This window comes from Bradyrhizobium sp. (genome assembly GCF_047605465.1).
Classification (GTDB): Bacteria; Pseudomonadota; Alphaproteobacteria; order Rhizobiales; family Xanthobacteraceae; genus Bradyrhizobium.
Genome location: NZ_JASGFS010000013.1, coordinates 92,332 through 118,653 on the forward strand (window position 1 = coordinate 92,332; position 26,322 = coordinate 118,653).

At 65.2% G+C, this 26,322-nt stretch carries 24 protein-coding genes; 7 read left to right on the top strand and 17 right to left on the bottom strand.

Features of this window, described 5'->3' with window-relative positions:
- Window positions 1-91: 91 nt before the first annotated feature.
- On the top strand, window positions 92-1,603 hold the full coding sequence (locus tag QM712_RS13985; protein WP_415023686.1) for a helicase HerA domain-containing protein: 1,512 nt from the start codon (window positions 92-94) through the stop codon (window positions 1,601-1,603).
- Between the two features lie 15 nt (window positions 1,604-1,618).
- Here QM712_RS13985 and QM712_RS13990 read toward each other — a convergent pair whose 3' ends face one another.
- A complete protein-coding gene (locus QM712_RS13990) occupies window positions 1,619-2,680 on the bottom strand; it encodes a HoxN/HupN/NixA family nickel/cobalt transporter (protein WP_415023687.1) in 1,062 nt (353 codons plus the stop codon).
- Between the two features lie 184 nt (window positions 2,681-2,864).
- Here QM712_RS13990 and QM712_RS13995 point away from each other — a divergent pair, with 184 nt between their 5' ends.
- Window positions 2,865-3,251, top strand: a complete 387-nt coding sequence (locus QM712_RS13995; RefSeq protein WP_415023688.1) for a hypothetical protein — start codon at window positions 2,865-2,867, stop codon at window positions 3,249-3,251.
- A gap of 10 nt (window positions 3,252-3,261) precedes the next feature.
- On the opposite strand, the gene QM712_RS14000 is transcribed toward QM712_RS13995, so the two are convergent.
- Window positions 3,262-4,698 carry an MATE family efflux transporter gene (locus QM712_RS14000; protein WP_415023689.1) on the bottom strand — a complete coding sequence of 479 codons (1,437 nt, stop codon included), beginning with the start codon at window positions 4,696-4,698 and terminating at the stop codon, window positions 3,262-3,264.
- A 144-nt stretch (window positions 4,699-4,842) separates the two neighbouring features.
- Here QM712_RS14000 and QM712_RS14005 point away from each other — a divergent pair, with 144 nt between their 5' ends.
- Complete coding sequence (locus tag QM712_RS14005; RefSeq protein ID WP_415023690.1) at window positions 4,843-5,421, top strand: TetR family transcriptional regulator; 579 nt, start codon at window positions 4,843-4,845, stop codon at window positions 5,419-5,421.
- 236 nt (window positions 5,422-5,657) lie between these two features.
- Here QM712_RS14005 and QM712_RS14010 read toward each other — a convergent pair whose 3' ends face one another.
- The 14 genes from QM712_RS14010 to QM712_RS14075 all read right to left on the bottom strand — a co-directional run bounded on the left by QM712_RS14010 (window position 5,658) and on the right by QM712_RS14075 (window position 19,284).
- Window positions 5,658-6,479 carry an MBL fold metallo-hydrolase gene (locus tag QM712_RS14010; protein WP_415023691.1) on the bottom strand — a complete coding sequence of 274 codons (822 nt, stop codon included), beginning with the start codon at window positions 6,477-6,479 and terminating at the stop codon, window positions 5,658-5,660.
- Window positions 6,480-6,517: 38 nt separating this feature from the next.
- Complete coding sequence (locus tag QM712_RS14015; protein WP_415023692.1) at window positions 6,518-7,276, bottom strand: SDR family NAD(P)-dependent oxidoreductase; 759 nt, start codon at window positions 7,274-7,276, stop codon at window positions 6,518-6,520.
- A gap of 78 nt (window positions 7,277-7,354) precedes the next feature.
- Window positions 7,355-8,527: an NADH:flavin oxidoreductase/NADH oxidase gene (locus tag QM712_RS14020; protein ID WP_415023693.1), complete on the bottom strand. Its 1,173-nt coding sequence runs from the start codon at window positions 8,525-8,527 to the stop codon at window positions 7,355-7,357.
- Between the two features lie 18 nt (window positions 8,528-8,545).
- Window positions 8,546-9,316: an enoyl-CoA hydratase/isomerase family protein gene (locus QM712_RS14025; protein ID WP_415023694.1), complete on the bottom strand. Its 771-nt coding sequence runs from the start codon at window positions 9,314-9,316 to the stop codon at window positions 8,546-8,548.
- Window positions 9,317-9,339: 23 nt separating this feature from the next.
- The gene (locus QM712_RS14030; RefSeq protein WP_415023695.1) at window positions 9,340-10,500 is read right to left on the bottom strand and encodes an acyl-CoA dehydrogenase family protein; all 1,161 of its coding nucleotides are present in this window, start codon (window positions 10,498-10,500) and stop codon (window positions 9,340-9,342) included.
- A gap of 24 nt (window positions 10,501-10,524) precedes the next feature.
- Window positions 10,525-11,601, bottom strand: a complete 1,077-nt coding sequence (locus QM712_RS14035; RefSeq protein ID WP_415023696.1) for an acyl-CoA dehydrogenase family protein — start codon at window positions 11,599-11,601, stop codon at window positions 10,525-10,527.
- Window positions 11,602-11,614: 13 nt separating this feature from the next.
- Window positions 11,615-12,826: a CaiB/BaiF CoA transferase family protein gene (locus QM712_RS14040; protein ID WP_415023697.1), complete on the bottom strand. Its 1,212-nt coding sequence runs from the start codon at window positions 12,824-12,826 to the stop codon at window positions 11,615-11,617.
- Window positions 12,827-12,842: 16 nt separating this feature from the next.
- Entirely contained in the window at window positions 12,843-13,688 is an 846-nt protein-coding gene (locus QM712_RS14045) for an amidohydrolase family protein (RefSeq protein ID WP_415023698.1), read from the bottom strand.
- Window positions 13,689-13,716: 28 nt separating this feature from the next.
- The gene (locus QM712_RS14050; protein WP_415023699.1) at window positions 13,717-14,430 is read right to left on the bottom strand and encodes an ABC transporter ATP-binding protein; all 714 of its coding nucleotides are present in this window, start codon (window positions 14,428-14,430) and stop codon (window positions 13,717-13,719) included.
- Complete coding sequence (locus tag QM712_RS14055) at window positions 14,414-15,199, bottom strand: ABC transporter ATP-binding protein (protein WP_415023700.1); 786 nt, start codon at window positions 15,197-15,199, stop codon at window positions 14,414-14,416. The genes QM712_RS14050 and QM712_RS14055 overlap by 17 nt, the downstream gene beginning before the upstream one ends.
- Window positions 15,196-16,197 carry a branched-chain amino acid ABC transporter permease gene (locus QM712_RS14060; protein WP_415023701.1) on the bottom strand — a complete coding sequence of 334 codons (1,002 nt, stop codon included), beginning with the start codon at window positions 16,195-16,197 and terminating at the stop codon, window positions 15,196-15,198. The genes QM712_RS14055 and QM712_RS14060 overlap by 4 nt, the downstream gene beginning before the upstream one ends.
- A 2-nt stretch (window positions 16,198-16,199) precedes the next feature.
- Window positions 16,200-17,075 (bottom strand): branched-chain amino acid ABC transporter permease, encoded by an 876-nt coding sequence (locus QM712_RS14065; RefSeq protein WP_415023702.1) that lies wholly within the window; start codon window positions 17,073-17,075, stop codon window positions 16,200-16,202.
- A gap of 17 nt (window positions 17,076-17,092) precedes the next feature.
- Window positions 17,093-18,223 carry an ABC transporter substrate-binding protein gene (locus tag QM712_RS14070; RefSeq protein ID WP_415023703.1) on the bottom strand — a complete coding sequence of 377 codons (1,131 nt, stop codon included), beginning with the start codon at window positions 18,221-18,223 and terminating at the stop codon, window positions 17,093-17,095.
- 278 nt (window positions 18,224-18,501) lie between these two features.
- Window positions 18,502-19,284, bottom strand: coding sequence for an enoyl-CoA hydratase-related protein (locus QM712_RS14075; RefSeq protein ID WP_415023704.1), 783 nt, complete (start codon window positions 19,282-19,284; stop codon window positions 18,502-18,504).
- 85 nt (window positions 19,285-19,369) lie between these two features.
- Here QM712_RS14075 and QM712_RS14080 point away from each other — a divergent pair, with 85 nt between their 5' ends.
- Window positions 19,370-20,119 (top strand): IclR family transcriptional regulator, encoded by a 750-nt coding sequence (locus QM712_RS14080; protein ID WP_415023705.1) that lies wholly within the window; start codon window positions 19,370-19,372, stop codon window positions 20,117-20,119.
- Between the two features lie 51 nt (window positions 20,120-20,170).
- On the opposite strand, the gene bamA is transcribed toward QM712_RS14080, so the two are convergent.
- Window positions 20,171-22,687, bottom strand: a complete 2,517-nt coding sequence (gene bamA / locus QM712_RS14085; RefSeq protein ID WP_415023706.1) for an outer membrane protein assembly factor BamA — start codon at window positions 22,685-22,687, stop codon at window positions 20,171-20,173.
- 310 nt (window positions 22,688-22,997) lie between these two features.
- Between bamA and QM712_RS14090 the strand changes: the two genes are divergently transcribed.
- From QM712_RS14090 to QM712_RS14100, 3 genes are all read left to right on the top strand, one after another.
- Window positions 22,998-23,366: a hypothetical protein gene (locus QM712_RS14090; RefSeq protein ID WP_415023707.1), complete on the top strand. Its 369-nt coding sequence runs from the start codon at window positions 22,998-23,000 to the stop codon at window positions 23,364-23,366.
- Between the two features lie 281 nt (window positions 23,367-23,647).
- Window positions 23,648-25,090: an efflux transporter outer membrane subunit gene (locus tag QM712_RS14095; protein ID WP_415023708.1), complete on the top strand. Its 1,443-nt coding sequence runs from the start codon at window positions 23,648-23,650 to the stop codon at window positions 25,088-25,090.
- Complete coding sequence (locus QM712_RS14100) at window positions 25,087-26,322, top strand: efflux RND transporter periplasmic adaptor subunit (RefSeq protein WP_415023709.1); 1,236 nt, start codon at window positions 25,087-25,089, stop codon at window positions 26,320-26,322. The genes QM712_RS14095 and QM712_RS14100 overlap by 4 nt, the downstream gene beginning before the upstream one ends.

Here is a 26,322-nt window from a genome sequence, read left to right on the forward strand (position 1 = left end):
GCAACGCACGCTGATTCGGCATGTGCCGCTCGACGTGCCCCGACCGGATTGATAAGCCCTCTGCGCGAAGGAGAGGGTTTGAGTCGCCGAAATGACCGTTGCGATCGAGATGGGGCAGACCGCGGCGGGCGCCGCGGCGGCGATGGACCTCGAGGAACTGCTGGCGACCCGCCTTCTGGTGCAGGGTAATTCGGGCTCGGGCAAATCGCATCTACTGCGGCGGCTGCTGGAACAGAGCGCGCCCTGGGTGCAGCAGGCCATCATCGACCCCGAGGGCGATTTCGTCACGCTGGCCGATCGCTTCGGCCATCTCGTGATCGAGGCCGAAGATCATACCGAGCGCGGCCTGCAAGTCGCGGGCGAGCGCGCGCGGCTGCATCGCGTTTCCACCGTGCTCAATCTCGAAGGACTGGACGCCGAGAATCAGATGCGGCGTGCGGCGGCGTTCCTCGGCGGCCTGTTCGACGTGGACCGCGACCATTGGTACCCGATGCTGGTGATCGTCGACGAGGCGCAGCTATTCGCGCCGGCCGTGGCGGGCGAGGTTTCCGACGAGGCGCGGAAGCTCTCGCTGGGCGCCATGACGAACCTGATGTGCCGCGGCCGCAAGCGCGGGCTTGCCGGCATCATCGCGACCCAGCGCCTGGCGAAACTCGCCAAGAACGTCGCCGCGGAGGCGTCCAACTTCCTGATGGGGCGCACCTTCCTCGACATCGACATGGCACGCGCCGCCGATCTGCTCGGCATGGAGCGGCGGCAGGCGGAAACGTTCCGCGATCTAGAGCGCGGACAGTTCATGGCGCTCGGCCCGGCGCTGTCGCGCCGGCCGCTGCGCCTGCATATCGGAGCGACCGACACCAAGCCGCGCAATTCGACGCCGCGGCTGCTGCCGCTGCCGGAAGCGACGCTGGAAGACGCGCGTGCGGTGATCCTGGCCGCACCGCCGCTGGAGGCGAGCCGGCCGCAACGCCGGCCGGCGCCCGACCTGCTCGAACAGCTCAGGGCCGCGAAATCCGCGGCAGCCGAAGCGCCGCCCGAGCCGGTCGAATTGCCGGTCAGCCCGGAGGAACTCGCGGAACGGCGCGAGCGTGTGGACCGCACCCTGCGCGCGGTGCTCGCCGAGCCCGATGCCGGCTTCCGCGCCATCGGCGTGCTCTATCAGGAATTCGTGGTCCGCTGCCGCATCGAGGGACTTGGCTCGGCCGTGCCCGATCTCAACGAATTCCGTCGGATGCTGACGCACGCGCGCGCCGGCCTCGGTGCCGATCTGGCCGAGGATGACGCCTGGCAGGAGGTGTCGCTGCGCGCCTCCATCCTGCCCGACGACATGCAGGGCGTGTTCATGATGATCGCGCGCGCGGCCAAGGAAGGCTGGCCGTGCCCCGGCGATGCCGCGATCGCGCGCGCCTATGGCTCGCATTCACTGCGCCGCGCGCAGCGCCTGCTCAGCTACATGGAGGAGCAAGGCCTCATCGTCTGCCAGCTCGACGGCGCCGGACGCCGCTTCGTGACGCTGGTGGAACTGGCCTGGGCCACCGCGCCCGGCGATCCCAACGCCGACGACCAGCCGCAGGAACAGGCGCAGAGCCGCGCGGCCGTCTGACGTGACGTGCCGCGCTCAGGTCGCGTCCACGCACTCCAGCGTTTCAGGCACGGCGGCCCGCCGGCCATCCGGAAACAGGCGGCGATAGAGCACGGCCGAGGCCAGCCACGCGAACGCGAACAGCGCGATGACGACGAAACCGACATTCGCGAGCGAGGCATTGAGGCCGTCGACGAGCGTCCACAGGCCGCCGGACAGTCCGAGGCGATCGCCGATCAGCCCGAGCGCCTCGATGCCGCCGATGAACAGCGCGACCGCGACCGAGGCACCGGTGATGGTGAGGTTGTACCAGAGCTTACGCAGGGGATCGACGAAGGCCCAGCGATAGGCACTCACCATCAGCGCGGAATCGGCGGTGTCGACCAGCGTCATGCCGGCCGTGAACAAGGCGGGAAAGACCAGCACGTGCCAGAGCGAGACGCCGCGCGCGGCCTCCGAGGCGGAAATGCTGAGCAGGCCGATCTCGGTCGCGGTGTCGAAGCCGAGCCCGAACAGCAACCCCAGCGGAAACATGTGCCAGGGCTTCGTCACCAGGCGGAACATGGGACCGAGCAGCCGCGCCAGGAAGCCGCGGCGCTCGAGCAGCGCCTCGAGCTGCGCGGCATCATGGATGTCGTGATCGCGCATCGCGCGCAGGGTTCGCCACAGGCCGGCGAAGATGGCCAGATTGATCGCCGCGATCACGAGCAGGAAGATCGCCGAGACCGAGGTGCCGACCAGCCCGCCGATGTCCCTGAGCAGGCTTTCGCCGCCAAGGCTCACCACGCCCAGCGCGAGCAGCATGGTCGCGGCCACGACGACGGTGGAATGACCGAGCGCGAAATAGAGGCCGACGGTTCTCGGCGCGCCGCCCACGTGCATCAGCTTGCGCACGACATTGTCGATCGCGGCGATGTGGTCGGCATCGACGGCATGGCGAAGCCCGAACACCCAGGCGAGCAGCGCCGTCGCCATCACCGTGGGCCGGTCCGCGAACAGCGCAAAAGCCCAGGCCCAGGCCGCCACGTTCACGGCAATGAGGCCGCCGAACAGCAGCGCCGTCCGGGGCTCGAACGCCCGCAAAGAGATTCTCGTCACCAAAACCGTTCCCGTCCGCCGCGCGCGGAACCACGCCTTCGGTATGATCTTTCCACAGAGTGATCACACGCGCCAGTGCAATCGCGGAAGGGCGCCCCGGCAATCGTGGTGAGCGTGACGCGCATCACGGCAGGCCGGCACGGGAAGCGCGAAGCTCGCGGCATCATCAGCCCGGAGATTTCCCATGGCCGCCCTCGCCGCTTCGAAATCGTCCTTCCAGAACCGGCTCGAATGCTTTGCGCTCTATGCCCTGCTTCAGGGCGTGCCGTGCTTTTCCGGCGTCGTGCTGATGATGAAGCTGATCGACCCGACCGAGATCGTCGGCGAACGCTACGGCGCCAGCCTCTTCATCGTGATGGCCGCGACGTTCCACGGGCTCATCACGCCCTGGCTGGCGCCGAAGTTTCCGCGCTTCTTCAGGCAGAACAGCGAGCCGTTGTTCTCCGACTCCACCCTGTCCTTCTCCGAAAAGATCACGCGCTGGCTGGGGCGGCCGAGCACGGGGGTGCAGTTGCTGACCAGCGTGCTGCTGCTGTCGGTGCTGGCCGTGGGCGTGGCCAGCATCCGCTGATCGCGGCCGGCTATGAGCGCCAGGTCGACGGCGACAGCATGATCAGCACGCAGATCGCGGCGTAGGCGGCGAGCGAGATCGTGACCATGGTGGCGAGCCCCGCCATTCCCGCGCCGAAACTCGCCACCGCGATCCAGCCGCCGCCGGCCGCGATGATGATGCGTGCGATCGCCGAGGCGAGCGGCCCCATCGCCCGGCCGGTGCCCTGGGCCGCGAACGACGTGACGAAGCCGAAGCCCAGCGCAGCATAGGCCGGCGCGACGATGCGCAGATAAGTCATGCCCTCGCTCACCACTTCGGCGTCGTGGCTGAACAGATTGAGCCAGACCGTCGGGAAGATGGCGACGAGCAGCCCGATCGTGCCGGTCATGATCATGCCGACGATACCGCTGATCCAGCCGATCTTCCGCGCCCGCGCGGTCTGGCCCGCGCCCATGTTGACGCCGACCATGGTCAGCGTCGCCGTGCTGATGCCGAACAGGAGCGGGATCATGATGTAGTCGAGCCGCGAGGCGATGCCGTAGCCGGCGAGCGCGGAGGTGCCGAACAGGCCGACCGCGCCGGTGACGAGAATGACGGTGAGATTGGTGAGCACCGCGTTGAACGCGGTCGGAATGCCGACCTTCAGCATGTCGGCGAAGATGCCCGCGCGCAGCGGCACGACGTGCAGCGTCAGGCCGGCCCGGCCCGAGGCCATGTAGCGCAGCAGGAACAGCATCGCCGCGCCGTAATAGAGGCCGAAGGCGATGCCCGCACCGCCGATGCCCATGCGCGGCACGGGGCCGAATCCGAAGATCAGCAGCGGCGAGACCGGAATGGTCACGATCGCACCGACCAGCGTCACCAGCGCGGGCACCTTGACATTGCCGGAGCCGCGCAGCGCCGCGGCCTGGAGGTTGACGATCCAGACCGGAATGGCACCCGCGAAAAGGTAGTTGGAATAGGTGGTGGCCGCCGCGAGGGCGCCTCCGGTGCCGCCGAGCGTGCGATACAGCCACGGGCCGCCGAAGATCACGCCGAGCGTGAAGACGCCGCCGGCGACGATCGCGAGCACCACCGCATGGAACAGCGCGGCTTCGGCATCATCGCGGCGGCCGCCACCGACCGCGCGCGCCACCGAGGACGCAACGCCGCTGCCGAACCCGCCATTCGACATCATGGTCATCAGCATGAAGATCGGGAACACCAGCGCGGCCCCCGCGAGCGCGTCGGTGCCGAGGAAGCCGACGTAATAGGCCTCCGCGATGTTGACCGCGGTCTGCGCGACCAGGACGGTGACGGTCGGCAGCGCGAGCTTGAGCAGCGTCGGCAGGATGGGTGCATGCAGAAGCGCCGCACGCCTCTGATCGGCTGCGCCCGGCGCCGCGGCCTGGCGCAGCGGAGCCGCGGTTCGGGCCGGACTTTGCGGCATGGTCAAAGCCGGCGCGGCGGCATCCTCGACTGACATGGGCTCGATCCTGTGGTCGGACAGGGCCACCCCGATCGGCCGCCCATTGCATTACGCTCATAATGTATTATTATGACCATAATGCAATAGTGCCCGCCTCACGATTTTGTGGCCAGGGCGGAGCCGGATCGCGCGGAGGCGGGATTGGCGCGCTACGACAAGGGACACCGGGACACGACACGGCGGCACATCCTCGACGTCGCCGCGTCGCAGTTCCGCGCGAACGGTATCGCCGCGGTCGGACTCTCCGGCATCATGTCGGAAGCCGGCCTCACCAACGGCGCCTTCTACACGCACTTCTCCTCCAAGGAGGAGCTGGTGCGCGCGGTGCTGCGCGATACGCTGGAGCGGCGCGAGGAACGGCACAGGTCCAATCTGGACAACGGCGTCGCGCTCGAGACCGTGATCCGCGACTATCTCTCTCCCCGCCATCGCGACCGTGCCGGGAGCGGATGTCCGACCGCGTCCCTCGTCGCCGAAATCGCGCGGCATCCGAAAGCGACACGCGATGCGTTCACCGGCAAGATGTCCGACATCCTCGCGCTGATGGCGGCACAGATCCCGGAAGGCTCGAGCGAGCAACGGCGGCGCCGCGCGATCTCGGCCTACGCCACCATGATCGGGGCGCTGCAACTGTCGCGCGCGGTGAACGACCGGCAATTGTCGGAGGAGATTCTGGCGGATGCGGCGGAGGCCGCGGTGAAGATCGTCAACGGTCGCTGACCGGCTCAATCCGCAATAGACCATGTGTGGCCATTTCCGGGCCGCTGTAACGAATCTCCGGCCGGAGCAAAATTGCGAAACTTGATGTGCCGGCAAGGGCCGGGCTAGCGTGACGCGCGGCCTTTGAACTTCCCCAAGTTCGTGTAGTTCGCACTGGATCGCCGCCTGGATATCTCAGGCGGCGGTCCAGTTACCGCCGCACTATCGAAGAGCACGAGATGAGTCGAAGGCCCGTTCTAGCCCGCGGCAATTCCATAGGTTTGACCGACCCGGCGCACGCGGGAGAAATCGCTCAGGTGTGATCCGGCGATCAGCCAGTTCTCCGCGACCGCCCGATCGAACAGCCACCACCGCGTTCGCGCCGCAAGCTTCGGATCGTAGTCGAACACCGTGCTGACATCGGGATCGGCGGTCTGAACATCCCCCATATGCGCTGCATCTGCCCAGAACAGAGCGGTCTCTCCATTCCCCTTCAGGAGGAAACCGGTCTGCCCCATCGTGTGTCCGGGGAGCGCGACGGTTTCGATGCCGGGCATGATCTCGCCGGGGACGAAGGCGCGAATGCGCGAGCCGTAGGCCTTGACGATCGCAGCCGTGATCGGAAACGCGCTGCGGCGCGCCTCCGGGAGCGCCAGGCGGGCGGCCTCGCTCGTATAGCAGGCGAGTTCGGTCGATGGGATCAGGACCTCGGCGCGCGGAAAGTAAGGCTTATCGCCGTCCAGCAGTCCGCGTGCGTGATCGAAATGGAGATGCGTCAGGAGGACTCGATCGACGTCTGCCGGTGCGATGCCGTTCTGCCGCATCGAGTCCCAGGACTGCCCGAGCGAGGGGTTCCAACCGGGTCCCGTTCCGGCATCGATGAGCGTCAGACCGCCCGGCCCGCGCAGAGCGAAGTGATTGACCTCGAACTCGATGGTCGTGCCTGAACGACTGGCCAGCATTTCTGCCTGCGCTGCCGGTCCTCGCGCGTGAACCAGCGAGTCGATCCCCGTGGAGAACATGCCATCGAACAGGAAGGCGACGTCGTAATCGCCGATACGGCGGCTGCGGAGCTTCAATCTGGAATCCTCCCTTTCTTGATGGAACGGAATGCGCGCTAGAGTCCGGAGACCAGATGGCCGCCATCGACCGCGACGACGCTTCCCGTCATGAACGACCCCGCATCCGAGATGAGCAGCAGCAACGGCCCGTTCAGTTCGTCGAGCCGGCCCAGGCGGCGTTGCGGTATCCGCTTGACCAGAGCCTTTCCGTTGTCGCTTGCAAAGAAATCATCGTTGAGGTCGGTCGCGAAATATCCGGGCGCCAGCGCGTTGACGCGGATGCCGTGCCGCGCCCATTCGAGCGCGAGTGCCCTGGTCAATTGAATGACGCCCGCCTTCGATATCGCGTAGGGCGCAACCGCGCCGGCGACGCGCACGCCAAGGATCGAGGCGATGTTGACAATCGCGCCCTTGACCTCGTTGGCGATCATCCTCCGTGCCGCCTGCTGCGCCACCAGCCAGACGCCCTTCAGATTGGTATCGACGACGCTGTCCCAGGATCGCTCATCCTGATCCAAAGCCGCTTTCGTCGCGGTGACGCCGGCATTGTTCACGACGGCGTGCAGGGGCCCGAACGTCGCTTCGGCCTCGGAAAATGCCGTTTCGATCCCGGCCGCATCGGTCACGTCGAGCGCGACACAATGTGCGGCGCCGCCGGAGGCTTTGATCTGCTCAACGTTTGCCTTCAGCGCATCGATGCGACGCGCGGCAAGCGTCACGCGGGCGCCTTTGCCCGCAAGGAAACGGGCGAAGTGCAGGCCGAAGCCGCTCGATGCTCCCGTGACCAGCACGTGCTTGCCGTCAATGTCGAACATCGAAGTCTCTCCGCCTCACGCGGGCCGGCGTGGCACGAAGCGGCACGTGGCGGACCGCGACGCTGCCGCAGCGATCGCTCACTCGGCCGCCTCCGGGTATTTGTCCGCGCCGTGCAGGCTCTCGCCGTTGGCGCGCAGCGCGCCGCCCCATTTGGTCAGCCACCAGCCATATTGTTCGGGCCAGCCTTCGAAATTGCCGGTCAGGCCGAAATGCTCGGCCGCGTGCAGGGCCCAGGACGGATTGAAGAGCATCTGACGCGCCATGAAGATCAGATCCGCTCGGCCATCCTGCAGAATCTTCTCGGCGAAATCGGGGGTGCGGATCATCCCGACCGCACCGGTCGGAATGTCTGCTTCATGCCGGATGCGTTCGGCGAACGGCACCTGGTAGCCCGGGCCGCGCGCGAGATTGGCGTTGGTCGAACCGGCCCGCAGATTTCCGCCCGTCGAGCAATCGACGAGATCCACGCCCAGCTCCTTGAGCTTGCGCGAGAAGACGACGCTGTCTTCGATCTCCCAGCCGCCGTCGATCCAGTCGGTGGCGGAGATGCGCACGAACAGCGGCATGGCCGACGGAATCGCGGCGCGCACCGCCCTGGTGACTTCGAGCGGAAAGCGCATCCGGTTTTCGAGACTGCCGCCATATTCGTCGGTCCGGAAATTGGCGAGCGGCGACAGGAAGGACTGCAGGAGGTAGCCGTGCGCCATGTGCAGCTCGACGATGTCGAATCCCGCCAGCACTGCACGGCGAGCGGTGGCGACGAAAGCGTCGCGCACACCGACGAGGCCGTCCTTGCTCAGCGGAATGGGCACCTGATAGCCGTCGGAGAAGGCCACGTCCGAGGGGCCGGTCGGGATCCAGCGCTCCTCCCCCATCTCGATGTCGCGATCGGTCAGGGGACCATTGCCCCTGAAGGCGCGCTGCTGGCTGGACTTGCGGCCGCCATGGTTGATCTGGATCGCGGCCTTTGCGCCATGCGCCTTGATCACTTGGGTGACCCGACGCATGCCCTCGATCTGACCATCCTCCCAAAGCCCGGGATCGCCATTGGTGATCCGGCCCTTGCGGGTCACCGACGTCTGCTCGACGAAAACCAGCCCTGCCCCGCCCATCGCGAACTTGCCGTAGTGGACGAGGTGAAACGGCGTCACGTAGCCGTTCTCGGCAGAGTACATCCCCATCGGAGAGACCACGATGCGGTTGTTGAGCTCGACACCACGGAAAACGGCTTTTTCGAACAGCTTGACCATTTGGCTCTCCCCTTGAGGTCAGCGGGCCCTGAAATTCGCGACGCGGCGCTCGGCGTTGGCGCGCACGCCCTCTGCAAAGTCCTCGGTCTCGCGCAGCCATGATTGCTCGTCGAGCTCGTGCTTCAGCCGTTCCTCGACCCGCTCGGCCAGTCCGGCGCGAAGCGTCGCGCGGGTCGACTTGACGGCGAGCGGTGAGCTCTCCGCAATCTCCTGCGCAAGCTTCATAGCCTCGTCACGCAGCTTCTCGAGCGGAACCACCGCTTCGCACATGCCGATTCGATGGGCTTCCTCGCCCTTCACGCGGCGGCCGGTCAGCATCAGGAGCGACGCCCGGGTCGGGCCAACCAGTTCGGGCAGCGTGATGGTGAGGCCGAAACCCGGATGAAAACCGAGCCGCGTGAAGTTCGCCGAGAAGCTGGTCTCGGGAGTCGCGATGCGGTAGTCGGCCGCGAGCGCGACGCCGAGGCCGCCGCCGATGGCGTGGCCCTGCACCGCCGCGACGATCGGCTTCTGCGCGCGGAAGATCCGGATGCCTTCGTTGTAGAGCGCCCGCGAATCCGCACGGCGCTCCTCCGGAGTCGCCGGCTGCGGTCCGGAAAAGTCCGCGCCGGCACAGAAGGACTTGCCGTTCGCACACAGCAGCGTGACGCGGATCTCCGGGTCGGCATCGGCGGCAATGAGCGCTTCCGCGATCAGCGTCATCAACTCCTTGTTGAAGTAATTGTGCGGCGGCCGGTTGATTTCGGCGACCTGAACGTGGCCGACACGGGAGATGAGAAGGTCAGACATGGGTCCATCAGTCCTTGAGATGACTAGCGAAGGCCGAGCCCGCGGGCGATGACGCCGCGCAGGATTTCCGTGGTTCCACCCTGGATCGTCAGCTTGGGCGCGATCCGGGTGTTGAATTGCAGCACTTGCTCGAAGCCGCCGTAACCCGCGGCATCGACCGGAAGATGCGCGGTGGCCTGGCGCACGCGCTGGGGCAGGTCCTGCTCCCACAGCGTGCCGAGATCCTTCACGATCGCTGCTTCCGACACCGGTTCGCGGCCGGCTTCGAGCATGCCCGCGACGGATACGGACATGCGGCGCAACGCGTGCAGCTCCGCGACCAGGCCGCCGATCGCCTCGGTCGTTCGCGGGTCGGGCTTGTTTCCGGCCACTTCGACCAGCTTGCGAAGCACCGCAAAGGTCTCGAGGAAACGCTCCGGCCCGCTTCGCTCATAGGCGAGTTCAGTCGTCGCCTGCTTCCAGGCGCCGTCGACCTCGCCGATCAGTTGGTCATCGGGAATGAACACGTCGTCGAAGACGACTTCGTTGAAATCCCGCACGCCGCTCATCTGATCGATCAGGTTGCAGGTGATGCCCGGGGCCTTCATGTCGACCAGGAAGGAGGTCAGGCCGTGACGGCGATTCTTCTCGGTCGGAGCGCTGGTGCGGAACAGGCCGATCATGTAGTCGGCGCGATGCGCGTTGGTGGTCCAGATCTTGGAGCCCCTGATCTTCCAGCCGCCGTTCGTTCGCGTCGCCTTGCACTTGGCGGCGAACAGATCCGATCCGGAGTCCGGTTCGGACATGCCGATGCAGAAGCACGCTTCGCCGGCGATGATCTTCGGCAGGATCTCCGACTTGATCCGCTCCGAAGCGTATTTGATCAAGGTCGGACCGGACTGGCGATCGGCCGTGAAGTAGACGGTGTTCGGCGCGTTCGACGCGATCATCTCCTCGTTGACGACGAAGCGATCCAGGAAGCTGCGCTCTTGTCCGCCATATTGACGCGGCCAGGTCATGCCGATCCAGCCGCGTTGCGCGACCTTCTTCGCGAATTGCTTGTGGACGCTCCAGTCCTCCTCGGGTCGATCCGGGTCGAACGTGCCGGCGTCGATCTCCGAGCGGATGAAGGCGCGCACCTCGGCACGAAGCTTTTGCACGTGCTCGGGCAGGCGGAGCGGCTGAAACTCGAGTGCGGTCTGCATGGGATACTTTCCTGATTGCGCCGCTTATCGCGTGGCCAGCAGCGGCCAGAGCGCTTCGGGGCCGCGCTCGCAAACGAGCTGGCCCAGCCGCTCGCGCCACTGGCTTTCGTTGCCGTAATCGTCACGCCAGGCGAGCGCGCGCAGCGTCAGGCGGTGGAGGACGTGCTCGCGCGTGACGCCGATGGCACCATGCAATTGATGCGCGATGGCCGCGCCCTTCTGCGCTGCCGCCGCCGTGCGGATCTTGGCCGAGATCACTTCCAGCCGCAGTTCGGGATCGTCGAACCCCCTCCCCTCCTTCAGAAGCCCCTCGAGGGCATCCGCGGCGGACCGCGCCGCGCTGACCGAGACAGCGACTTCGCCGGCAAGCTGGGCAACGCTGTGCTGAACGGATTGAAATCCGGAAATGAGCCGCTCAAACGCGCGACGCTGCATGACGTAGTCGGTGGTCAACGCCAGCATCTTCTCCAGCGCGCCCGCGATCTGCAGCGAGCGTGCCGCCGCGCCCATCAAAAGCGCCGTGTCAGCCGTGAACGTCGCCGGCGCACGCCTGGGCGCGACAGGCCGGCATTTCGAGAAGGTCACGCGATCCACGGGCTCGTAGGCCAGATTGCTCTTGGGTTCGATCGACGCGCCGTCCAGCGCGATCAGGACGACGGACAGCCCATCGGGGCCCTGCGCCAGCAACGCGGCATGTGTGCATTCGCGCGCAAAGGCGAGTCGCGCCACCCGTCCGGAGACAGTGCCATCCGCATGCAGCGTCACGTCATCGGAAAAGGAGGACGGGCCGAAGGCAATCTTGCCGGCCGGCATCTCCAGACCCGCCGCTCCGAGCATCCAGCCCGCGAGAAGCGTTTCCGCCAACGGCGTTGCGAGGGCCGCTTGCCCCGCCACACGCAGAACGCCGAGGCTGTCGTGCAGGCCAAGTCCCGCACCGCCGAGTTCTTCCGGCAGAGCGGCAACATTCAACCCGGTTTCCTCGATGCCGGCCCACAGGCGATCCTTCCAGCCCGTGTCCTTTGCCGCCACAACCGTCTGGATATCGGCGACGTCGGCGAAGAGCCGCCGCGCCGAGGATGCAACAAGGTCGTCGTTCTGCATGGGACCTCCGCCGTCAGGCTTGCGCAATCGCGCCGGACTGGCGCAGCGCATCGATCTCGCCGCTGGACAGGCCCAGATATTCCGAAAGGACCTCGCCATTGTGCTGGCCGAGACGCGCCGACGGGCTGTAGTCGGGCGTTGCGGCATCGTGCAGGACCAGCGGGCTGCGGTGGACGAGGATGTCGCCATACTCCGGATGCGTGATTTCGCGCAGCATGCCGCGCGCATGGAGATGATGGTCCTCGGTCACTTCGAGCAAGTCGCGAACCGCCGCACACGGCACCTTGTTGATACGGCACAACTCGGTGATCTCGTTGCGCGTCAGCCGCGACGACCACGCCGACACGATCTGATCGGTGAGATCGATGTGCTTCAGCCGGTCGAGAACGGTCTTCAGACGCGGATCCTCGGCGAGTTCAGGCCGTCCCATCGCGCGCGTCAGGCCGGTCCAGTGCGATTCGTTGACGCTGATGATGGCCACGTAGCCATCAGAAGCCGGATAGACGTTGTACGGCGCCTCCGCGAGGCCCCCGTGACGATTGCCGGTGCGCGGCGCAGCGGCCCTGCGATTGAAGACGTCGGCAAGATTCGAGGCCATGGCCGGATAGACCGTCTCGACCATCGCGATCTCGACCAACCGCCCGCGCCCGCTCTTCTCGCGATCGTAGAGCGCGGTCATGATGCCTGCGTAGAGATGCACGCCGCTGATGAAGTCGGTGATGGCCGGGCCGGCCTTGACCGGCGGGCCGTCGGCAAAGCCGGTCACGCTCATGATGCCGGAGACCGCCTGAATGGTCAGATCCATCGCCAGGTTGTCGCGGTTGGGGCCGGAGAGTCCGTAGCCTGAGGCCGAGCCGTAAACCAGGCGCGGATTGATGGCGCTGAGCGCCGCATAGCCGACGCCGAGCCGGTCCAGCACGCCGGGCGCGTAGTTCTCGATCAGCACGTCGGCCTTGGCCGCGAGCGCCTTCAGGATCTTCACGCCCTCGGGCGATTTCAGGTTCAGGCTGATGTTGCGCTTGTTCGCGTTGAGCATCGCGAAGGGCACGGCGTTGCCCTTGCTGATGCGCGCGCGATGGCGCACCGGCTCGCCATTCGGCGGCTCGACCTTGATCACGGTGGCCCCGGCCTGCGCCATCAGGAAGCCGGCATAGGGGCCCTGGTAAACCTGGCCGAGATCAATGACGATCACGCCTTCGAGCGGCAACTTGCTTGTATTGTTCAAGACGTCCTCGGTACTGTCAGAAATTGTAAAGCCGCGTCGGATTGTCGATCAGGATCTTGCGGCGGGTCGCTTCGTCGGGAACGCATTCGTGCAGAAGGCGGAGCAGATCGCCGAGATCCGGCATCGTCTCCGCGGTGTGACCGACATGAGGCCAGTCGCTGCCCCACACGACCTGATCGGGCGCCGCCTGCACGATCGCGCGCATGTAAGGCGCGGTGTCCGCATAGGGTCGGCCCGTGCGCGTGTTGCGGTCGGCGCCCGAGATCTTGGTCCAGTAGCGGCCGGTCTTCAGGCGATCGGTGAACGCGCGGAAATCGGGGTGCTCGTGTCCCTTGTCGGCCATGGTGCGCGACATGTGATCGATGACGAAATCGAGCGGGAGCTTTTCGAGTTCGGCGGCGGCAGCGGCCAGATCCGAGCTTTCGATCCAGAGCTGGGCGTGCCAGCCGCGTTCGGCGATCCGCGGCGCAAGCTTGACAAGATCGTCATAACTGGTGCCGAGCGTCGAAACCGGCTTGCCGTCCTGCCGGATCATGGTGACGCGCACGGCCTTGAAGCCCGCATCGGTAAGCTCGTCGAGCCGGCGGTCGGACACGTCGGGCCGCAGGATCGCGACCGCACGAAGCCGATCGGGATAGCGGCGCAGCGCGTCGTAGGTGACGGCGTTGTCCTCTCCCGAACCCACCGCATGGACGATGACGCCGCGCGTGATGCCGAGCTTCTGCCAGATTCCGAAGGCGTCCTCGATCGTGAAAGGACGCGCCGCCGTGAAGCGGCCTTCATTTCCGGCGGGAAAGCGATCGAAGGGGCCGTAGATGTGGAAGTGACAATCGCAACTGCCCTCGGGCAAACGGTATTCCATCAAGACAACTCCTGCTTACTGCCGGCATCTAGAGTCCGAGATAGGCGCGCTGGATGTCGGGCGATTCCGCCAGTTCGCGCGCGCTTCCCTCGGCGGTGATGCGTCCGACCCGAAGCACGTAGCCGCGGTCGGCGATCTTCAGGGCGGCGCGCATGTTCTGCTCGACCAGAAGCGCGCCGATTCCGCGCTCCTTCAGGCTGCGAATGGCCGAGAGCACCGCTTTGCTGAGCAAGGGCGAAAGACCGAGCGAGGGTTCGTCGAACAGCACGACTTTCGGCGAGGCCATCAGACCGCGGCCGATCGCGAGCATCTGCTGCTCGCCTCCGGAGAGACCGCCCGCCAGTTGGGTGAAGCGTTCCTTCAGGCGCGGGAACAGGGCCATGACGTCGTCGATCGTGAATCTGGGTCCGCCGCCATTGACGTCGATCAGCTTGAGATTCGCCTCGACCGACATGCCGGGAAAGATCTCGCGCCCTTCCGGCACATGACTGATCCCGAGACCGCTCGTGACCCAGGGCTTCTTGCCCGTGGTGACCTTGCCCGCGAAGGCGACCTTGCCGGACCACGGCGTCAGCACGCCCGAGATCGCGTTCAGCAGCGTGGTCTTGCCCGCGCCGTTTGCGCCGAGGATAGCGACGATCTCGCCGGCACCGACCGCAAGAGAGACATCCCTGAGCGCGGTCACGCGCCCATAACCGACCGACAACCCGGAGACCTCGAGAAGCTTAGACGGGCTCGTCATCACTTGCTCCAAGGTAGGCTGCGACGACATCGGGATGCTTGAGTGCGCGCTCGGGCGTGTCGGTCACGAGCTGGCGGCCATCGACCATGACCATGACCTCGTCGCAGAGCGCGCCGATCGCGGCCATGTCGTGCTCGACGATGACGATCGTCCGTTTGCCGGCGATGGCGCGCAGCAGCTGGATGAAGTCCGCGGTCTCGACCTCGTTCATTCCGGCGACGGGCTCGTCGAGGAAGAGGATTTTCGGATCGTTCATCAGCATGATCGCGACCGCGAGCCGGCGCTGCGTCCCGTAGGCCAGGGCGGACGCCAGCTGGTCGCGCAGGTCCGTCAGCCCGCAGACAGCCAGCACTTCCCTGGCTTTCTCGGCGAACGTCTTCATGTCCTCCCGCCAGACCGGAAGGCGCAGGAGCCGGTGCAACGCGCTGTGACGCATGCGGCCGTAGCTGGCGTAGAGCAGGTTCTCGTAGACCGTGGAATGGCCGAATATGGCGGTGCGCTGGAAGGTGCGCCCGACGCCGCGTCTTGCGACCTCGTGGGCCGGAAGAGCCGCGACGTCCATGCCCATCACGTTCACGCTGCCGGAGGTCGGCTTGGTGATCCCACAGAGGATGTCGAACATGGTCGACTTGCCGGCACCGTTCGGGCCGATCAGCCCGTAGATGGAGCCGAGCGGAATGCGGATGTCGACGCCCTTGAGAGCGCTGACCCCGCCATACGTCTTTTTGACGTCGGCCGCCTCGACGGCGTATCCGCTGCCCGAACTCATGCGCGGTCTCCGCTGCGCTTGTCGAACCTGCGCCCGATCGCCTTGAATAATTGGTGCAGGCCGCCGGGAGCGACGACCATGATGAAGATGATCACCAGCGAGAAGACGAGGACCTTGACGTTCGGATCGAAGTGCAGGAATTGCGGCAGGATCGTAAAGATCACCGCACCGATGACCGGCCCGAACAGCAGCCCGGTCCCGCCGATCAGCACCGCGAGCAGGGCATCGACGGTCCTCAGCACCGACATGACCTCGGGCGTGACGATCTGGGTGTAGGGAATGCAGAGGCTGCCCGCCAGCGCCGCGATCGGGGCACTGAAGACGAGCGCCTTCAACCTCTCGCGGAAGACGTTGATCCCGAGCGATTGCGCCAGATGACGGCCCTGACGGATGCTTTCGAGGGCGTTTCCGAAGCGCGAGCTGCGCACATTGGCAAGAACGACGAGCACGAGAAGCAGGATGACGGCCGTCACGAAGAAGTAGGTGCGCGGATCGGACAGATCGAACGGGCCGACCGCGAGCCGGGTGAAGCCGAACAATCCCAGCGGGCCGCCGGTGATCTCCAGATTGAGCGCGGTGACCATCGCCACGCCCGACAGGCCCCAGGAGACGATGGAGAAATAGGCGCCGGTCAGTTTCAGCGTCAGCCAGCCGATCAGGACGGCCAGGAATGCCGAGAAGCCCATGCCGATGAGGATGCCGGCTTCATAGGGCAGCCCGAGATGGTTCATCGCGATGGCCGGCGCATAAGCTCCGATGCCGAAGAACATGCAGTGGCCGAGCGGCACTTCGCCGATGCCCCCGAGCATGACGTTGACGCTGAGCGCGAACAGCGCGAAGCCGCAGGTGTAACCGGCCAGACCCAACAGGAAGGGGCTGTCCGCGCCAAGACCGATGCCGAGGACGATCGCCACGACCAGCGCAAGCAGCAAGACCCGTTTCCACGGAACGACGCTGCCCGATCCCTGCTCTTTCAGGGCGATTGAAGTGGGTGCCATGGCTAATGCCTGTTGAGTTCAGGCCGGCCCAGCAGGCCTTGCGGCCAGAAGAGCAGGACGAAGATCACGAGGATCCACCCCAGGGCCGGCGTCCAGGAGACCGAGACGTAGGTCTCGAACATCGAGTTCGCCAAGCCGATGACCAGCGCGCCGAGCAGCGCACCGCCGATGCTGCCCAGTCCCCCCAGGATGACCACGGTGAAGGCGACGATCACGTTGGCATCGCCCATCGTCGGGAACGCCGAGATCAAGGGCGCGATCAATCCGCCGGCGAGGCCGGCCGCGGAAACGCCGAGCAGAAACGACAGGGCTCGCAGCCGGGGCACGTTGATGCCGGAGTACAGCGCTCCCTTCGGGTTCTGGGAGATCGCCAGGATCTGCTGTCCCTTGATCGAGTAGCGAAGCCATAGCGAGAAGGCGACGAGAACGGCGATCGACGTGGCCGCGATGAAGAGACGCTGCGCCGAGATGAAGAAGCCGAAGACGGAGATCGCGGTCTGCCCGAACGGCGATTTCACGGGCAAGGGATCCGGTCCGATCACCAGCACGATCGCGGCCACGATCGCCTGCGACAGCGCGAACGTGATGATGATGGAGCCGTGCTCGCCACGATCGTACAGCGCGCGCTGCACGATCGTGAGCTCAAGCACGAAGCCGATGATCGCGACGATGACCACGGCCAGGGGAATGCACAGGAGATAGGGAAGGCCGGCATTTTCGAGCTGCAGCACCGCGTACGCGCCCAGGGCGAAGAATGCCCCGTGCGCGAAGTTCACGATGTGCAGCGTCCCGAAGATGATGGTCAGTCCGACCGCGACGAGCGCGTAACCCGATCCGAGGATCAGACCATTGATGATCGTCTGAACAAGCAGATCCATCTGCCCGGCCCTTTGCCTTACTTCACCTCGAAGGATTCGCGCAGGGCGACGTCCTTGCCCTTCACGACCTGGATGTAGAAGTAGGGAGCCTTGGCGCGCCCCTTCGCGTCGAAGGACAGCGAGCCGCGCGGCGTCTTCCAGACATTGTCGCGGATGGTCTTCGAGATCAGGTCGTAGTTGCTGTCGGTGCCGGCCTTGTCCATGGCCGCGGCGATCAGCTTGACGGCCTCGTAGACCACGAGGCTGACCTTGTTCGGATCCACGTTGTTGTTCTTGGCCCGGAACTTCTTGATGAAGTCGGCCATCTCGCCGGCGGCGCCTTCCGCGATGAAGATGTCGCCGGTGACGACGCCTTCCATGGCGCCTTCGGCCGGAACGATCGCCGAGGCCTGCACGGTGCCGGTCGAATGCGCCTCCATCGGGAAGCCGCCCTGCTGCCGGATCTGCTTCCAGATCTGGGCCGTGCGCGCCGGATAGGCGTCGACCACGTACATCATCTCCGGATTGGCCGCCTTCAGCCTGGTGATGATCGAGGTGAAATCGGTCGTGGAGGCGTCGTAATTGGCGATCTCGACCAGCTTCGTGCCGCTGCCTTCGAGCGCGCGCTTGAGGTTCTCCAGCACCGCCTTGTTGAACTCGGTGTTCTCGCCCATGTAGGCGATCGTCTTCGGCTTCAGCGTGCCGATCAGGTATTTGTGGAAGATCGTGGAGTTGGTGCTGGCGGTGTTGTTGACCTGGAACAGCCACGGCGAGCCCTGCTCGGTGATCGCGTCGGCCTGCGCACCCGGATTGACGTGAAGGATCTTGTTCTTCGTGATCGCGCTCTCGGCCAGCGTGATCGAGCTGTTCATGCCGGCGATGATCGCCTTCACCCGCCCCTGGGTCATCAGCTTCTGGACGGCGGCCACACCGTCCTGCGGCGTGCCCTTCTCGTCGTCGTACATCAGCTCGATCTGGCGTCCGCCCAGGATGCCGCCGGCACCGTTGATCTCTTCCAGCGCAAGTTCGGCACCCATCTTGCCGTCCTTGCCGTAGCCCGCGGTCGGTCCCGTCAAAGGCAGGACGAGGCCGATCTTGACCGGATCCTGCGCGAAAGCGGTCGTTCCGCCCGCCAACACCGACGCGAGGATCGTGGCGGCTACCTTCATTCCAAACTTCATAACACCTCCCAATTTTATCGTTGCGAGCACCTTGCGGACCTTCCGGGCAACGGCCGGACCGCGCACCGCCCGTCAGGGCGATGACATGACGCTCTTTGTTGTTTTGAAAAAACGGCCCGGCGGCACTGCGCGGCCTGCGATGGACCAGATGCTCGGGCTCCTCCTGACGCGCGCTTTCCGTCGCGCTTCATCGCAAACCCTATGCGGGCGATTTGGTAGAGTCTAGAGTTTACTCATATGTGGGATCATTTCCATATATATGTAAATTATGCGAGCGATCGGAATCGCGCCGGGCGTTTCTCCAGGAAATGCGCCATGCCCTCGGCAACGTCTTCGGACCCGATGCAGCGGCTGGTCTGCTCTGTCGAAACGGCCGTGGCCTGAGCGAGCGACTGCGACCAGGCCTCGCGCAACTGCTGCTTGATGATCATCATCGAGCGCGGCGAACAGTTCTGCGCGAGGTCACGTGCGTAGGCCTCGACCATCGTCAGGAAATTCTCCCCCGCCAGGCAGCGGGCCAACCCGATGGCGTCGGCCTCGCGACCGGCAAGAATGCGGCCTGAAAGCAGGAGATCGGAAGCATTCATCCAGCCGATCAGGCGCGGAAGCATCCACGCGCTGCCATGCTCGGCGACGAGGCCGCGCCGGGAAAAAGCTGTGGTTATCTTCGCGTTCTCAGCGATAAACCTGAGGTCGCAATACAGCGTCAGGCAGAATCCGACGCCGGCCGCCGCGCCATTGATGGCGGCGATCAGCGGCTTCCGGAGACCGAGCATGTAACTGTATCGCTGGTCGAAATCGCCGCTCGAGGATGCGACCGCCCGGTGGCTCTGCCCGGACGAGATCGCCTTGGGATCGGGTCCCGGGCAGAACGTCTTCCCCTCACCCGTCAGGACGATGACCCGCACATCCGGATTGACGTCCGCGGCCAGCAAGGCATTCCGGAGTGCGTCCTCGAGCGCATGATTCCAGGCGTTGCGTGCTTCCGGGCGATTGAACGAGATGGTCAGAACGGCGTCTTGCAGGCGCTGAAGAAGGACTTGTTCCATAAGTCGGCAGGCTCCCTTGAAGTGGGTTGACGCTGCCACACACCAGTGATTAGCTCCACAGAGAATTATTTACACATATATGTAAATGGCAAACTCCGATTCCAGCATCAAGACGGCGCGGCGGATCTTCGAGGTCCTCGAATATTTCGAGGACGTGCAACGGCCGATATCGCTGAAGGAAATCTCGACCAAGTGCGACTACCCGACGTCGAGCGCCGCGGCATTGCTGAAGAGCATGGTCACGCTGGGATACCTGTTCTACGACAGCTACAACCGCACCTACATGCCGACGATGCGCATCGCGCAGATGGGCGGTTGGCTGAACTCCGGGCTCTTCGGCGACAGTGCGATCCTGTCGCTCGTCGACTTCCTGAATCAGGAACTCGACGAACTCGTGAACATCAGCACGCAGTCCGATCTGCATGCCCAGTACATCCACTGCCTGCAAACCCGCAAACGCCTGCGATTCGAGGTCAAGCCCGGCGAAGTCCGGCCGCTCGCGATCAGCGGCGTCGGCCGGACGCTGCTCAGCGGGCACACCGACGTCGAGATCGCGCGCCTGATCCGCCGCATCAATGCCGTCTGCCCTCCCGAAGAACACATGGAGCTGGACGAGTTGATGAAGATCATCAACGGCATCCGCCGCGACGGCTATATGTTCTCCAAGCACATCATCGTCCAGGACGCCGGCGTCATTGCCATGTTGCTGCCGAAGCGAAATTTCGGTCGTCACCTCGTCCTTGGTGTCGGCGGTCCCGTCTCGCGTCTCGAGGAAAGGCAGGATCGGATCATCGCCTGCATGCATGAAGGCATTGCGCGATTCCTGAAGGAATGACGCGCATCGCGCCGGGCTTAGGAAACGCGGCGGGCCTCGCAGCGCGAGGCGCTAGAACGACGTTCCACCACCGAACCTGAACTCCTGCACGATGTCGTATTTGCCCTTCGTCAGCGGCACGGCGTAGTCGAAGCGCAGCGGACCGAACGGCGAGGCCCAGATCAGGCCGACGCCGACCGATGAACGCACCACGTTGCCGTCGTCATATTGCAATCCGCAGGTCGGGCAGGCCTTCGTGTTGACTTCGCCCGTCGCGGCCCAGGACGTCGGCCCCTTGTAATCCCAGAGCGAGCCGGCATCGGCGTAGACCGCGCCCTTCAGACCGACCTCCTTCGGCAGGAACCAGAACGGCATCTGCAACTCCATGGACGCCCCCCAATATTTCGTGCCGCCGAGCGCATCGCCGCTCGCCCCGAAGCTGGCGTAGGTGATGTCGCGCGGGCCGATGCCGTTGGACGCGAAGCCTCGCACGAGATTCGGGCCCATCTGGAAATGATCCAGCATGCGCAGGTCCTGGTTGCCGATCTTGTTGAGGACGCCACCCTGCAGATGGATCACGCTGACGATCTCGGACACGAGCGGCGCGTAGTATTTGGCATCCGCCGCAGTCTTCAGATAGGTCACGTCGCCGCCGACGCCGGCGAAATCCTGCCTGAAGTCGACGAGCAGGCCGTCCGTCGGGTTCTTGGTGTTGTCGAGCGTGTTGTAGCTGAGCGTGTAGCCGAGTGCGGACGTCCAAGTCGCGCCATTGGCCAGTTCCTTGCGGACCGGCAGGCTCGACTCTCCGTCGCCGTAGCAGCCGTATCCGTAGACGCCTGAATTCGTCGCATTGGTCGGGTCGACGCCGCCGAGGACATTCTTGATGTAGGCGGGCGTCGGATTGAAGGCGAGCGACGTGTTGGACGCATTGTTGTTGCAATTGTCATAAGCGCTCGCGAGCGTGATGCTCTGCTGATAGAGCGAGTAGCGGAGCTGGAGCGAGAGATCTTCCCGCAGCGCGAAGCCGAGGCGCGGAGAGAAACCGAGCGTCGTGACGCCGTAGCTCGTGTAGCTGTTCGCCAACTGCTGGCGCCAGTATGTGTCCATTCCGAGCGCGATCCGGTAATCCAGCAGGTACGGCTCAACGAACGATAGCGAGATGCCGCGCGAATACTGCCCGTAGCTGACGGATGCCTTGGCAAACAGGCCGCGGCCGAGCAGGTTGCGCTCGGAAATCGAGACTTCGGCGAGCGCACCGTCGGTCGTGGAATAGCCGCCCGACACCGAGAAGTCACCGGTCGACTTCTCTTCGAGATCGACGATCAAGACCACGCGGTCGCTGGAGGAGCCGGGCTCCGTGGTGATCTTCACGCTCTTGAAGTAGTCGAGGTTCTTCAGGCGCCGCTCGGCACGATCGACCAGCGCGCGGTTGTAGGCGTCGCCTTCGGAGAGGTCGAACTCGCGACGGATGACATAGTCGCGCGTGCGCGTGTTGCCGCGGACGGTGATACGCTCGATATAGGTGCGCGGGCCCTCGTCGACGTTGAACACGACGGACACCGTGTGCGCCTCGAAATTGCGGTCGCCACTCGGGCGTACGACCGCGAAAGCATAGCCGCGGCGCGAGGCCTCGATCTGCATCTCCTCGGTCGACTTCTCGACCGCCTCGACGTTGTAGAGCGAACCGACATTGACCCGCGAATAGGAACGCAGCGACCTGGAATCGAAATTCGGGATGCTGGAATGGAAGTCGACGGTGCCGACGCGGTATTGCGCGCCTTCCTCGATCTTGAAGGTGACGAGGAAGCCCTTCTTCGCCGGGTCGTACTCGGTCAGCGCAGCCACGACCTGCGCATCGGCAAAGCCGTTCTTCAGATAGAAGCGGCGGATGAGGTCGCGATCGGCTTCGACGCGATCCGGATCGTAGATGTCGTTGTTACCGAGGAAACTCAGAAAATTCGATTCGTGCGTCTTGATCACGTCACGCAGGCGCGCGGCGGAATAGAAGCTGTTGCCGACGAAGTCGATCGACTTGACCGAGGTCTTCACGCCCTCGTCGACTGTGAAGACGAGATCGACGCGGTTGTTCGGCTGCTCGATGATCTCGGGCGTGACGGGCACGTCGTAGCGGCCGGAGCGGCGATAGATCTCCGCAATTCGCAGCGTGTCGGATTGCACCACGGCGCGGGAGAACGTACCGCGCGTCTTGGACTGAATCTCGGCGGTGAGCTGCTCGTCCTTGATCTTCTTGTTGCCCTCGAAGGCGACGCGGCCGATCACCGCATTTTCCACCACCGACACCACGATGCGGCCGGCTGCACCGCGACTGATCTTCACGTCCTGAAACAAGCCGGTCTCGATCAGCGCCTTCAGCCCGTCGTCGATCGCCGGCTGGTCAAGGCGCCCGCCCGGACCTGCCTTGAAGTAGGAGCGAACCGTATCGGCCTCCACGCGGCGATTGCCCTCGACCACGATCGTATCTGCGGACTGTGCCGCAGCCGGTTGCGGCCACAATACGAAGGGTAGTGAACCCGCGACGGATACGCCACCGAGCATCACCGCGATCAGGAAGGCCCGCAAAACCAACATTCCACACCTCAAGAACACCTGGTCTGCTCTGAAACGGGAATGCTGTGGCCACGGTGTGGCTGCGAAGTTGCCGTATTGTTTCCGCGCGTTGAATTTGGTTCGGCCATTCGGTCGCATGAACGCGCGCAAGCCACATCGGCTCGGCGATCGCGTGCCATATGCGGCAGAGAGCAGCTTGATGTGACGGCGATACCGCCCCTCTCCCGTGCGCAGGCTTGCAGCAACATCGCGCAAAGAGTGAATGGTTTACAGGTCCCGGAGCCGATGCGAGAGGCGTCGGCATCGAGAAACCTGCATGGAATGTTTGCCGATGAATGGGATCGTCTTGACCGGAATGACGCTGGTCGCCGTCTTCGCCCTGTCCGCCACCTCCTATGCCGCGGATGCCGGCAAGCGCGACCGCCAGCAGGCGGCCCAGAACGTCGTCTACGAATACGGCACGGGCGGCCCCAACCGGTCGTACCAGTCCGGCGCGCATACGCGCATCTATGTGAGCAAGCGGTCGTGGCTCGATGGAGGCACCGAGGTGCTTCCCGGCGAGCGCAAGTTCAGCGACTACGCCTTTCCGCCAAGCTCCTCGTTCGCCCGTGAGAACAACAACCGGCCGCTCGATCGCCAGCCCCTCAGCACCGCCTCGGATCTCGGCGGATTCGCGCAGAGAATCCCGCTTCCCTGGTGACGCGCGACGGGGCCGAGACAGCAGGCAACATCTGTTTACATCCAGCAACATTTGACCTGCCGAAACGCCACGATCGCCCGGCTATTGACCCTGGCTTGCTCGCCTTCCGGAGGGCCGTGGCCACTTCCCCACGCGCCCAGGCCAATGGATTTTCAGCCGATTTGATGCCGTTACATTTGTTCGTCGCAGTGCCCGTGCCGTTGACACAGGAGAACCATCATCAGACGCCATTCCGGCCACACTTCGCTCTTTCCCGCGTCCGGTCGGCCTGCGTCGCTCTGATGCTGGGCGGCTCGCTGGCGGGCTGCGCGGTCGGCCCGGACTATGCCGGTCCGCCCCGGCTGGACCTGCCTTCGCACTGGAGCGCGAAGACCACGTTGCGGCGGGACAATGGAAGGCTCGATCGCTGGTGGCTGCGCCTGCGCGATCCCCTGCTGAGCCGGCTCATCGAGCAGGCCGTCGAGGCCAACCCGGACGTCGCGAAAGCCAAAGCGGTCGTGCGCGAGGCACGCGCAACGCTGCAGCAGACCACGGCCGGCTTGTTTCCGTCGGTCAGCGGCACCGCTTCGATCACGGACAACAAGACAAGTGCGGGAACCGGTGACGTCGTCGTCGACAGCGCCCCCTACAGGCTGCACCAGGCGAGCTTCGATTCGAGCTGGGAGCTCGATCTGTTCGGAGGCACGCAGAGAAGCATCGAAGCCGCCTTGCGCGGGGAGCAATCGGCCGAGGAAGACCTGCGCGACAGCCTCGTCACGCTCATCGGCGACGTTGCCGCCTATTACGTGGAGGCGCGCGGCTATCAGGCCAGGATCGCGCTGGCACAGCGCACCGCAGCCTCGCAACGCGACACCGAAAAGCTGACGCGCAGCAAATACGACGCCGGCAGCGGCAACGCAGTCGACCTCGCCAAGGCGACCGCTCAGGCCGCCAGCACGGAAGCGAACGTTCCGACATATCAGGCCGCACTCGCCGCCGATGTCCATCGGCTCGGTATCCTGCTTGGCCGGCCGCCTGACGGTGTCGCCTCGCTGATGGCACGATCCGCGCCCGTACCCGCACCGCGCATGCCTCTGCCCACGGGGCTGCCCGCCGATCTCCTGCTGAGCCGTCCCGACGTGGCGAGCGCCGAACGCAAGCTTGCGCAGGCCACCGCCAAGATCGGCGCGGCCGAGGCCGACCGCTACCCGGCCGTGTCCTTGACCGGGTCCGTCGGCACCTCCGCACTGCGCGTCGGCGATCTCGCGAAGTATTCCAGCGTCAGCTGGTCGGTCGGGCCGTCGGTCACGGTGCCGGTCTTCGACGCGGGCAAGCGCCGGGCGACGGTCGGGATCGCCGAAGCGCAACGGGACCAGGCATTCGCCACGTTTCATTCCACCCTGCTCACCGCGCTCGAGGACGTCGAGAATGCCCTGGTCTCGCTGTCGCGCGAGCGCGTCCGCGCCGCCAAGCTGACGGAAGCGGCGAAGAATTACCGCGAAGCCGCACGCCTGTCGCGATCGCTGTTCGAAACCGGCAGCGCGAGCTTCATCGACGTGCTCGACGCCGAACGATCGCTCTATTCGGCCGAGGATTCGCTGATCCAGAGCAAGGTATCGGCTGCCAAGGACTATATCGCCCTCGCGAAGGCGCTGGGCGGCGGCTGGGTCGATCCGGTCGACGTCTCGACGCCGATCATCGTCGACGCCAACACGGGGCCGCATTGGCGGGAGACGCTGAAGTGACCGACATCATTACGGCCCGGCGGCTGAAGATCGCCGCCGCCCTGATCGCCGCAGTGGCAATGGGCGTCGTCGCCGCCACGCGTTTCCCCGGCAGGTCGAGCGCGCAATCCTACATCACGGCACCGGTCGCCGTCGGCGATCTGCGCGAGGAAGTGCTGGCGAGCGGCACGCTCAAGCCCGCACGGCTGACGGCCGTCGGCGCGCAGGTCTCGGGCCGCATCACCGCCCTCAACGTGCGTGTCGGGGACGCGGTCAAGGCCGGCGACGTCATCGCGCAGATCGATCCCGTCACCAAGCAGAACGATCTGCGCAGTTCGGAAGCATCGCTGAAGAACTATCGGGCGCAGAAGGCCGAAAAGGAGGCCGCACTCGTGCTGGCCGACGCAAACCTCGCACGGCAGCAGCTCACATTCGCACAGCGCGCGACGTCGCGCGGCGATTTCGACAGCGCGGATTCGACCGTGCGCCAGACCCGGGCCCAGATCGTGGCGCTGGAGGCTCTGATCGTCGGGGCCGAAGCCAGCGTCGAGACAGCGAGGGTGAACCTCGAATACACCCGCATCACCGCGCCGATCGACGGCACGGTGCTGGCCGTCGTCGTGCAGGAGGGGCAGACGGTCAACGCGGTCCAGTCCGCGCCGACCATCGTGGTGCTCGGCCAGCTCGAGACCATGACCGTCCGCGCCGAGATTTCCGAGGCCGACATCGTCAAGGTCAAGCCGGGCCAATCGCTCTACTTCACCATCCTGGGCGACCAGGACCATCGCTACGAGGCCCGGCTGGAGCAGATCGAGCCGGCGCCCGAATCGATCAAGAACGACGCCAGCTTCTCCTCGACCACCACGACGTCGAGTTCCAGTTCGAGTTCGAGCTCGTCGAGTTCGACCAGCACGGCGATCTATTACATCGGCGTCTTCAACGTCCCGAACAAGGACCTCGCGCTGCGGACCTACATGACCGCCGAGGTGCACATCGTGACCGGCGAGGTCAGCCGTGTGAAGGTCATCCCCGCGCTCGCCCTGATGCGAAAATCCGACGGCCGGAGCACGGTCCGTATCCTCGGCACGTCCGGCGAGGTGAGCGAGCGCGAGGTCAAGACCGGCCTCAACGACCGCACCAATGTCGAGATCAAGTCCGGCCTCGACGAGGGCGAGCGCGTCGTCACCGGAGAAGCGAGCGAGACGCAGACCGCTTCGCGCGGAATGCCGGGCGGTCCGCCCGGAGGCCCCTGA

Coding starts and splice junctions, on each gene's coding strand:
- QM712_RS13985 (WP_415023686.1), top strand. CDS start 92: ATGACCGTTGCGATCGAGATGGGGCAGACCGCGGCGGGCGCCGCGGCG.
- QM712_RS13995 (WP_415023688.1), top strand. CDS start 2,865: ATGGCCGCCCTCGCCGCTTCGAAATCGTCCTTCCAGAACCGGCTCGAA.
- QM712_RS14000 (WP_415023689.1), bottom strand. CDS start 4,698: ATGTCAGTCGAGGATGCCGCCGCGCCGGCTTTGACCATGCCGCAAAGT.
- QM712_RS14015 (WP_415023692.1), bottom strand. CDS start 7,276: ATGTTCGACATTGACGGCAAGCACGTGCTGGTCACGGGAGCATCGAGC.
- QM712_RS14020 (WP_415023693.1), bottom strand. CDS start 8,527: ATGGTCAAGCTGTTCGAAAAAGCCGTTTTCCGTGGTGTCGAGCTCAAC.
- QM712_RS14025 (WP_415023694.1), bottom strand. CDS start 9,316: ATGTCTGACCTTCTCATCTCCCGTGTCGGCCACGTTCAGGTCGCCGAA.
- QM712_RS14030 (WP_415023695.1), bottom strand. CDS start 10,500: ATGCAGACCGCACTCGAGTTTCAGCCGCTCCGCCTGCCCGAGCACGTG.
- QM712_RS14035 (WP_415023696.1), bottom strand. CDS start 11,601: ATGCAGAACGACGACCTTGTTGCATCCTCGGCGCGGCGGCTCTTCGCC.
- QM712_RS14045 (WP_415023698.1), bottom strand. CDS start 13,688: ATGGAATACCGTTTGCCCGAGGGCAGTTGCGATTGTCACTTCCACATC.
- QM712_RS14050 (WP_415023699.1), bottom strand. CDS start 14,430: ATGACGAGCCCGTCTAAGCTTCTCGAGGTCTCCGGGTTGTCGGTCGGT.
- QM712_RS14055 (WP_415023700.1), bottom strand. CDS start 15,199: ATGAGTTCGGGCAGCGGATACGCCGTCGAGGCGGCCGACGTCAAAAAG.
- QM712_RS14060 (WP_415023701.1), bottom strand. CDS start 16,197: ATGGCACCCACTTCAATCGCCCTGAAAGAGCAGGGATCGGGCAGCGTC.
- QM712_RS14065 (WP_415023702.1), bottom strand. CDS start 17,075: ATGGATCTGCTTGTTCAGACGATCATCAATGGTCTGATCCTCGGATCG.
- QM712_RS14070 (WP_415023703.1), bottom strand. CDS start 18,223: ATGAAGGTAGCCGCCACGATCCTCGCGTCGGTGTTGGCGGGCGGAACG.
- QM712_RS14075 (WP_415023704.1), bottom strand. CDS start 19,284: ATGGAACAAGTCCTTCTTCAGCGCCTGCAAGACGCCGTTCTGACCATC.
- QM712_RS14080 (WP_415023705.1), top strand. CDS start 19,370: ATGGCAAACTCCGATTCCAGCATCAAGACGGCGCGGCGGATCTTCGAG.
- bamA (WP_415023706.1), bottom strand. CDS start 22,687: ATGTTGGTTTTGCGGGCCTTCCTGATCGCGGTGATGCTCGGTGGCGTA.
- QM712_RS14090 (WP_415023707.1), top strand. CDS start 22,998: ATGAATGGGATCGTCTTGACCGGAATGACGCTGGTCGCCGTCTTCGCC.
- QM712_RS14095 (WP_415023708.1), top strand. CDS start 23,648: ATGCTGGGCGGCTCGCTGGCGGGCTGCGCGGTCGGCCCGGACTATGCC.